The sequence below is a fragment of the Aeromonas taiwanensis genome, assembly GCF_000820165.1.
GTDB lineage: Bacteria > Pseudomonadota > Gammaproteobacteria > Enterobacterales > Aeromonadaceae > Aeromonas > Aeromonas taiwanensis.
Genome location: NZ_CDDD01000096.1, coordinates 67253 through 74705 on the forward strand (window position 1 = coordinate 67253; position 7453 = coordinate 74705).

Sequence of the window (7453 nt, forward strand, 5' to 3'; positions counted from 1 at the left end):
GTCACATCCCCATGGGGGGCGGCATGCCCCCGGCGGCGTTGCTCTGGCCTGCGCTCACTTCGCTGACGATGACCCGCTCACCGGCGCTCAGGCCCGACAGGATCTGGGCATCCACCTTGTTGTTCAGACCGACCTTGACCCGGCGCAGGCTGATCTTGCCCCCGTCGTCGACCACCCTGACCTGATCCCCCTGCAGGGCGATGGCCGGGATCACCAGCGCCTGTTTGAGTTGGGCTATCACCAGATAGACCTGGGCCGTCATGCTGATCCTGAGCTGACCGTCCTGGTTGGGCACCTCGAACAGGCCGTGATAATAGATGGCGCTGCTGTCGCTGCTGCTGGTGGTGGTGTCGTCGTCGTTGATGGTGTCGGGGGCGGGCTCGATGGCGCGCAGGGATCCCTCGAAGCGGCGCTGGCTGTTGCCAAGAATGGTGAAATAGACCGGCATGCCGACCCGGGTGTTGATGACGTCGGCCTCGGAGATCTTGGCCTCCACCGTCATGGTGTCGAGCTGGGCAATCTTGAGCAGGGTGGGGGTGCTCTGGCTGGCGTTGAGGGTCTGCCCCTCCTCCACCGGCACGGCCACCACGGTGCCGGACAGGGGGGCCAGGATCCGGGTATACCCCAGGTTGACCCGGGCGGTGTCCACCGCAATCTCGGCCTGCACCCGCTGGGCGTTGAGGGCCCGGATATCGGCCTGGGTCTCGTCCAGGGTCGCCTTGGCGCTGTCATGGTCGGCTGTGCTGCCGAGCCCCCTCGCGACTATGTTCTGCTGGCGCTGGTACACCAGGCGGGCGTTGCGCAGGGTGGCCTCTTTGGAATCCAGCTGGGCCTGGAGGTTGTCGCGCTGGGCCAGGGCGTCCTTGAGGGCGTTCTGCTGGGTCAGATCGTCGATTTCGACCAGCAGATCCCCCTGTTTGACCTCCTGCCCCAGGGTCACGTGCAGCCGCTTGATCTGGCCAGACACCTGGGCGCCCACGCTCACCTGCTTGCGCGCCTTCAGGGTGCCGTCCGCCATCACCAGCTGCTCCAGATCCCGGCTCTCGGCGGTGGCGGTGATGTAGTCGCTGGCGGGTGCCTTGGCCTGGGGGCGCCAGGCCAGCAGCAAGGCGAGGGCGCACAGGGGCAGTAGCCAGAACAGACGAGGGGAGAGCTTGGGCATGACAACCTGTATCCTGAATGACGATAACGGCGGCACTCTACCCCAGAGCCGGGTTAAGGCTCTTTGCTTCAAGCGTAAGGGTTTCGTAAAAATGGCTGCCAAGGGCGGAGCAAGCGGCGAAAATGGCCGCCGACAAGGGAGACCGTATATGAAGATCCTGCTGGTGGATGACGACGCCGAACTGGGCGCCATGTTGAGTGAATATCTGGGGGGAGAGGGGTTCGAGACCACCCAGGTGCTGACCGGGGGGGAGGGGGTGCACCATGCCCTGTCCGGCCGTTACAGCGCCCTGCTGCTGGACGTGATGCTGCCGGATCTGGGGGGCACCGAGGTGCTGCGCCAGGTGCGCCAGCGCAGCCGCCTGCCGATCATCATGCTGACCGCCAAGGGGGACAACGTGGATCGGGTGGTGGGGCTGGAGATGGGGGCCGATGACTATGTGCCCAAACCCTGCTACCCCAGGGAGCTGGTGGCCCGGCTGCGGGCCGTCCTGCGGCGGGTCAACGAGGGAAGTGCCCCGGCGCCCTCTCCGGAGGCCCTCATCCTCGGGGCCCTGACGGTGAACCCGGCCAATCGCGTCTGCCTGTGGCAGGGAACGCCGGTAGAGCTGACCGCCACCGAGTTCAACATGCTGGTGCTGCTGCTGCGCACCCCGGAGCAGGTGGTCACCAAGGACACCCTCTCCCTGCAAGGGGTCGGACGCCCCCGTGAGGCCTATGATCGCAGCGTCGATGTGCACATCTGCAACCTGCGGCAGAAGCTGCAACAGAAGGCGGGGGAGGCCGTCACCATAGAGACGGTGCGCAGCATAGGGTACAAGATACTGTGATCCTCAAGGGCCGGTTGTTCTGGAAGATATTGCTGGGGTTCTGGCTGGCCATCGTGCTGGTCAGCCAGCTGCTGTGGATCGGGTTCAGCGCGCAGCGTGAGCGGCCGGAGGATCGCCTCGCCCACCGGCTGGCGACACGGCACCTGGACATGGCGGCGGCCGTGCTGGCGCAGGGGGGGATAGAGGCCGCGACGGCATTGAGCGAGACCATGTCGCCGCCGTTGCTGCAGATAACGCCCCTCGATGCCGCCGATGCGCCTCCCCGGCCAGCGCCCCAGGCATCCAGGCCGCCTGCCCCCGGGGAGCCGGGCCCCGGCGCCGTACTGACGCGCACCGTGATTGCCAACGACGGGCAGTCCTACCTGCTGCGGGCAGGACCGGATCCGCTCATCACCCCGAGGGGACCGGATCCCGGCCCCCTCTCCTGGCTTAACATCCCCCCGCCCATGCTCTGGATCGGCGGCCTGGGGGGACTCTTGTTCAGCATCCTGTTCGCCTGGCATCTGACCCGGCCCATGAACGCCTTGCGGCGCAGCTTCGGCCAGGTGGCCAGGGGGGATCTGGGGGTTCGGCTGTGGCCCGCCCTGCGCTGGCGTCGGGACGAGCTGACCGAAGTGGCGCAGGAGTTCGACCTCATGGTGGAACGGTTGCAGCAGCTGGTCGAGGGTCGCGAACAGCTGCTCCACGACGTCTCCCACGAGCTGCGCTCCCCCCTGGCCCGCATCCAGATGGCCATCGGCCTGGCGGAGCAGAGCCCGGAGAAGGTGAGCGACGCCCTGGCGCGGATCCGGCTCGAGACGGAGCGGATGGACAGGATGATAGGGGAGCTGTTGACCCTCTCCCGCGCCGAGCAGGGGCACGGCCTGGGGCAGAGCCACTATGACCTGCTGGCGCTGGTGGACACCGTCATCCAGGATGCCAGGTTCGAGGCCCAGCAATCCGGGGTCGAGATCGAGCTCGAGCAGGCACTGGGGGAGGGCTGCCTCCTGCTGGGTCATGCCGAGCTGGTGCGCCGCGCCGTGGAGAACGTGGTGCGCAACGCCCTGCGCTTCTCGCAGTCGGGCCAGACGGTGAGCGTCAGCCTGATGCGCCTGGGTCAGGAGGTGCAGCTCTCCATTGCCGATCGGGGGCCCGGGGTGGAGGAGGGCAAGCTGGCGGGGATCTTCGACCCCTTCGTGCGCATCGGCTCACCCCGGATGGGCAAGGGGTACGGGCTCGGGCTCGCCATCGCCCGCAAGGCGGTGACCCTGCAGGGCGGCAGCATCCAGGCCCGCAACCGCGCTCAGGGTGGATTGAAGGTAACCATGACGCTGCCCCTGCATGAGCCGTCCTGAGGGGCGCGGCTCTGGTTTGAGCAAGGGGGGAAACCCCGGAAATAAAGAAGGGGGCCTCGGCCCCCTTCTCGTATCTGTTCCACCTTGGTCTCAGCGCAGTGCCGCCGGTGGCGGCACCTCGCTGTAGCGCCCGTCTATTTCCCGCAGGTAGTAGTGACCCTCCTTGACGTAATAGCGGCGGCCGTCCAGATCCAGGGGGACCAGGCCCGACTCCGCTGCGACCAGGACCTGAGGGGGCGGGGAGACCACCACATAGTGGTTCTCCTGCTGCCGGTAGAAGATGCCGTCGAGCACATAGTAGGTGAGGCCTGCCAGCAGCAGGGTTTCCACCCCTCCTGGGAGCCTGTCGACGCGGTGACCGGGGCCAAAGCCTGGACCCGCATCCATGCCGTGCCGGGGGGCCTGTCTCTCCCACCCGCCCGGCCTGTCCATGTCACCGGGACCCGCGAGGGCGGGCAGGGTGATGAGCATGGAGAGCAGCCAGAGTGAGGCGCGGCGCGTGCTCATCTCACTGCCCCTTGATCGGTGCGCTGGCGGGTTGGGGTTTGGGCGGCTGTGGCGGCAGCTCGCGCACGCTGACCATGACCTCATAGCGGGTATCCGGCTTGGCGGCATCAATGTTCTTGGACAGCGCCTGTACCAGTGCCTGGGGATCCGTGCCCTGCTTGCTGGCGTGATAGAGCACGGAGGGGGGCGGCGCCATGGGGCCTCCCTGGCGGGTGCCCATAGGGGGCGGCATCTCGCCGGCATGCACGAGCGTGGTGCCCAGCAGCAGGGCAAGGGCGATGGGATAGCGTGACATGATGATGACTCCATTGATGGGACTGCTTCCATCAAACGCGACTCCCGCGCCCGGCTCAATCACCTTTACACCCTCTTTTCGCCCCCTTTACAGACGTGACAACGGGCGCCGTGGCGCCCGCTGTATCTTGCGTCTGTCTCTAACTCAGAACTCGTTGGAGAGCGCCTTGTAACCCTTAACCAGGTCGATGTTGGTGTGGGCCACGTCCTCAGAAAATTCGGTGGCATCCACAGTGACACGGGGGATCTGGGCCAGATCGCTCTGCTGGTTGATGCGGGTAGTGGAGGGCACGTAGAAGCCGGGGGGGATATCGCACCCGTCGACCACGGAGTTGTGGCGCACCACGGAGCCGTCGCCGATGTGGCAGTTGAACAGCACGCTGTTGAAGCCGATGAAGACCCGGTTGCCCACCTCGCACGGCCCGTGGACGATGCTGCGGTGGGCGATGGAGCTGAACTCGCCGATGGTGACGGCGGCGCCGGACTTGGAGTGGATCACCACGCCATCCTGGATGTTGGAGTTGGCGCCGATGATGATGGGTTCCATGTCACCGGTCTCATCCACCTCGTCGGCGCGGATCACGGCGTAGGGGCCGACAAAGACGTTCTCCTTGATGATCACCTTGCCGCAGATGATGGCGGTCTTGTCGACATAGGCGGATTCGTGGATGACGGGCAGGTGACCTGAGGGATTCTTGCGGATCATGTTACATCCTGTTGCTGATGAAATCGGGGAAAAGTGGCGCGTCATGAGGGCCCGCCGGAGAGCCAGCTTACGCCTCTGATCCGGGAGGGGAAACCCTTTACTGGTCTGACCCATCTTTCATAGGGGCATTGCTCGTGGTTGTTCTTTGACTCCCTGTTATGGGAGCATGAGGACGGTTTCGAGCATGCAACTGCGTGCCGGCAGAGGGGAGACGAAGGTGAGGGGGAGCGGGAGATGAGACGGATCATGGTGTTGCTGGCAGGGGCCCTGTTGTGGGTCTCTGCCGTAGAAGGCAAGGGGCGTGCGGGGGAGTTTGACTATTACGCCGTGGCGCTCTCCTGGTCGCCGGAGCACTGCGCCATCAAGCCGGCGGATCGGGAGCAGTGCAGTCGGCAGCTGGGGTTCGTGCTGCACGGCCTCTGGCCCCAGTATCAACGTGGCTACCCCAGCGACTGCACAAGCGAGCGGCTGGATCCTGCGATGGAGCAGCGGTTTGCCGGGCTCTACCCCAGCCGCTTCCTCTATCGCCATGAATGGGAGAAGCACGGCACCTGCTCAGGTCTCAGCCAGGCAGACTTCCATCAACTGGCCAGCGACCTGCGCCAGAAGGTGCGGATCCCGCAGGCCTATCGCTCCCCGGCGGAGCCCCTTCGCAAGAGTGCCTTCCAGCTCAAGGCGGATCTGGCCGATGCCAACCACTGGCTGGCGCCCGACAGCATCACGGTGGCTTGCGCCGATGGCGGCCGTTTCCTGCGGGAGATCTATGTCTGCATCGACAAGGAGGGGAACAACACCGTTCCCTGTTCGGACGAGATGCAAAAGCGGGAACGCCGCTCCTGCGGTCAGCCCGATTTTCTGCTGCGCAGCGTGCGTTGAACCCGGTGATCCCTGTCAGGCCCCTCGCGGGCCTGATGTGCAATGAACCCAGTGGCAAGGAGTCTGATGGATGAAAGGCAACGAAGGATTTTCGGCAGAGGAGCGGGCCCTGCTGCTCGCCGTGAAAGGCGTGGGGCCCACCGTCATCGGCCGGCTCGAACAGCTTGGCTACCATAGTCTGTCGGCATTGGCCGACGCCGACACGACTCATATCGTGACACTGGTCGCCAGCATGCTGGGTTCGACCTGCTGGCAGAACAGCCCCCAGGCCCGGGGAGCTATCGATGGGGCCATTACACTGGCGCGCAGCCAGACCGCCCGTGGCAGGCAGGACGTCGCCCCATGACGCTCTTCGCCGAGCTGGGGATGCGCTATCCCATCATCCAGGCGCCCATGGCGGGCGTACAAAACAGCGCCCTGGCGATGGCGGCAACGGGGGCGGGAGCCCTGGGGTCCCTGTCGGCCGCCATGCTGAGTGGCGACGAGTTGCGCCAGGAGCTGATCCGCCTCGCGGCCAGCGGGCCAGGGCCATTCAACATCAACTTCTTCTGTCATCGGCAGCCTGAGCCGGATCCAGCCCAAGAGCGCCGCTGGCGCCAGGTGCTGGCTCCTTATTACGCCGAGTTCGGGGTAGATGCTGCCGCCCAGTCGCGCGCGCCCGGCCGGGCCCCCTTCAATGGCGAACATGCGGCCCTGCTCGAGGAGTTCAGGCCGGCCGTGGTCAGTTTCCACTTCGGTCTGCCTGAACCCGGGCTGCTTGCCCAAGTAAAAGCCACAGGCGCAAAAGTGCTTGCCAGCGCCACCACGGTGGCGGAAGCACAATGGCTCGCGGCCCGCGGGGCGGATGCCATCATCGCCCAGGGGCTGGAGGCCGGTGGCCATCGCGGCCACTTCCTCGACGAGGATCTCGGCCTGCAGCAGGGCACCTTTACCCTGTTGCCACAGATAGTGGCGGCGGTGGACCTCCCTGTCATCGCGGCGGGGGGCATCGTCGACGGCAAGGGGATCCGGGCCGCGCTGGCGCTGGGGGCAAGCGCGGTGCAGATGGGGACGGCGTTTCTCTGTTGTCACGAGGCTACTACCTCAGCTCTGCATCGGGCGGCTATCCGCAGCGAGGGCTGCCATCACACCGCCCTGACCAATCTGTTCAGCGGCCGCCCGGCGCGCGGGATAGTCAACCGCCTGATGCGCGAGCTGGGTCCGTTGTCCGCAGCTGCGCCTGCCTTCCCCCACGCCAGCGGTGCATTGGCTCCGCTGCGTGCCGCAGCCGAAAAGGTGGGTGACAGTGGCTTCTCGCCGCTCTGGGCTGGCCAGAATGTGTCGGGGTGCCATCCCATGGCGGCCGCCGACCTCATCGCCGCCTGGGTTGTCGAGGCCGGGCTGGCTTGAGACGCTCGGCTCTCCTTTATGCTGCATCTTATGGGTGTTGCTTTTCAGGGGGCGACGAGAACAATGGCTGACAATCTCCATAGATAGCCATATAAGAAGCAGAATTTGGGGTTGTTTGGCGCTCATCCGGATGGGGTTCTGTGGATAAGATTGTATAAAAGCTGTGTTTTGATATGAATAACTATAAAAGAGCAGTTTTTTGCAATTTTATTGCGATGTGGGCTTGCTAATGTGATCAATGTCTCTATAATGCGCCTCCATCGACAGGGCAAGCGGCAACGCAAACAAGCCGGTCGGTGGCCTCGAAAAGCCTTTGAAAATAAGGCTTGACTCGAAAAGGCGGTTGAGTAGAATGC

At 65.1% G+C, this 7453-nt stretch carries 9 protein-coding genes; 5 read left to right on the forward strand and 4 right to left on the reverse strand.

Annotated elements, in window-relative coordinates; all coding sequences use genetic code 11:
- Position 1 precedes the first annotated feature (1 nt).
- Positions 2–1162: an efflux RND transporter periplasmic adaptor subunit gene (locus BN1136_RS16670; RefSeq protein ID WP_043758093.1), complete on the reverse strand. Its 1161-nt coding sequence runs from the start codon at positions 1160–1162 to the stop codon at positions 2–4.
- A 148-nt stretch (positions 1163–1310) separates the two neighbouring features.
- Between BN1136_RS16670 and BN1136_RS16675 the strand changes: the two genes are divergently transcribed.
- Together BN1136_RS16675 and BN1136_RS16680 are read left to right on the forward strand one after the other, a co-directional pair.
- Positions 1311–1991: a response regulator transcription factor gene (locus BN1136_RS16675; protein WP_043808935.1), complete on the forward strand. Its 681-nt coding sequence runs from the start codon at positions 1311–1313 to the stop codon at positions 1989–1991.
- Positions 1988–3325, forward strand: a complete 1338-nt coding sequence (locus tag BN1136_RS16680; RefSeq protein ID WP_043808939.1) for a HAMP domain-containing sensor histidine kinase — start codon at positions 1988–1990, stop codon at positions 3323–3325. The genes BN1136_RS16675 and BN1136_RS16680 overlap by 4 nt, the downstream gene beginning before the upstream one ends.
- A gap of 90 nt (positions 3326–3415) precedes the next feature.
- On the opposite strand, the gene BN1136_RS16685 is transcribed toward BN1136_RS16680, so the two are convergent.
- From BN1136_RS16685 to BN1136_RS16695, 3 genes are all read right to left on the reverse strand, one after another.
- Positions 3416–3832 carry a DUF6515 family protein gene (locus tag BN1136_RS16685; RefSeq protein WP_043758096.1) on the reverse strand — a complete coding sequence of 139 codons (417 nt, stop codon included), beginning with the start codon at positions 3830–3832 and terminating at the stop codon, positions 3416–3418.
- Position 3833: 1 nt separating this feature from the next.
- Positions 3834–4127: a hypothetical protein gene (locus BN1136_RS16690; protein ID WP_043758098.1), complete on the reverse strand. Its 294-nt coding sequence runs from the start codon at positions 4125–4127 to the stop codon at positions 3834–3836.
- Positions 4128–4271: 144 nt separating this feature from the next.
- Positions 4272–4832 carry a gamma carbonic anhydrase family protein gene (locus BN1136_RS16695; protein WP_043758100.1) on the reverse strand — a complete coding sequence of 187 codons (561 nt, stop codon included), beginning with the start codon at positions 4830–4832 and terminating at the stop codon, positions 4272–4274.
- A gap of 234 nt (positions 4833–5066) precedes the next feature.
- On the opposite strand from BN1136_RS16695, the gene BN1136_RS16700 reads away from it, so the two are divergent.
- From BN1136_RS16700 to BN1136_RS16710, 3 genes are all read left to right on the forward strand, one after another.
- Entirely contained in the window at positions 5067–5708 is a 642-nt protein-coding gene (locus tag BN1136_RS16700; protein ID WP_043758102.1) for a ribonuclease T2 family protein, read from the forward strand.
- Between the two features lie 70 nt (positions 5709–5778).
- On the forward strand, positions 5779–6054 hold the full coding sequence (locus BN1136_RS16705; protein WP_043758106.1) for a Pathogenicity locus: 276 nt from the start codon (positions 5779–5781) through the stop codon (positions 6052–6054).
- Entirely contained in the window at positions 6051–7097 is a 1047-nt protein-coding gene (locus BN1136_RS16710) for an NAD(P)H-dependent flavin oxidoreductase (protein ID WP_043758107.1), read from the forward strand. The genes BN1136_RS16705 and BN1136_RS16710 overlap by 4 nt, the downstream gene beginning before the upstream one ends.
- Positions 7098–7453 lie beyond the last annotated feature (356 nt).

Coding starts and splice junctions, on each gene's coding strand:
- BN1136_RS16675 (WP_043808935.1), top strand. CDS start 1,311: ATGAAGATCCTGCTGGTGGATGACGACGCCGAACTGGGCGCCATGTTG.
- BN1136_RS16710 (WP_043758107.1), top strand. CDS start 6,051: ATGACGCTCTTCGCCGAGCTGGGGATGCGCTATCCCATCATCCAGGCG.
- BN1136_RS16705 (WP_043758106.1), top strand. CDS start 5,779: ATGAAAGGCAACGAAGGATTTTCGGCAGAGGAGCGGGCCCTGCTGCTC.
- BN1136_RS16685 (WP_043758096.1), bottom strand. CDS start 3,832: ATGAGCACGCGCCGCGCCTCACTCTGGCTGCTCTCCATGCTCATCACC.
- BN1136_RS16700 (WP_043758102.1), top strand. CDS start 5,067: ATGAGACGGATCATGGTGTTGCTGGCAGGGGCCCTGTTGTGGGTCTCT.
- BN1136_RS16690 (WP_043758098.1), bottom strand. CDS start 4,127: ATGTCACGCTATCCCATCGCCCTTGCCCTGCTGCTGGGCACCACGCTC.
- BN1136_RS16695 (WP_043758100.1), bottom strand. CDS start 4,832: ATGATCCGCAAGAATCCCTCAGGTCACCTGCCCGTCATCCACGAATCC.
- BN1136_RS16670 (WP_043758093.1), bottom strand. CDS start 1,162: ATGCCCAAGCTCTCCCCTCGTCTGTTCTGGCTACTGCCCCTGTGCGCC.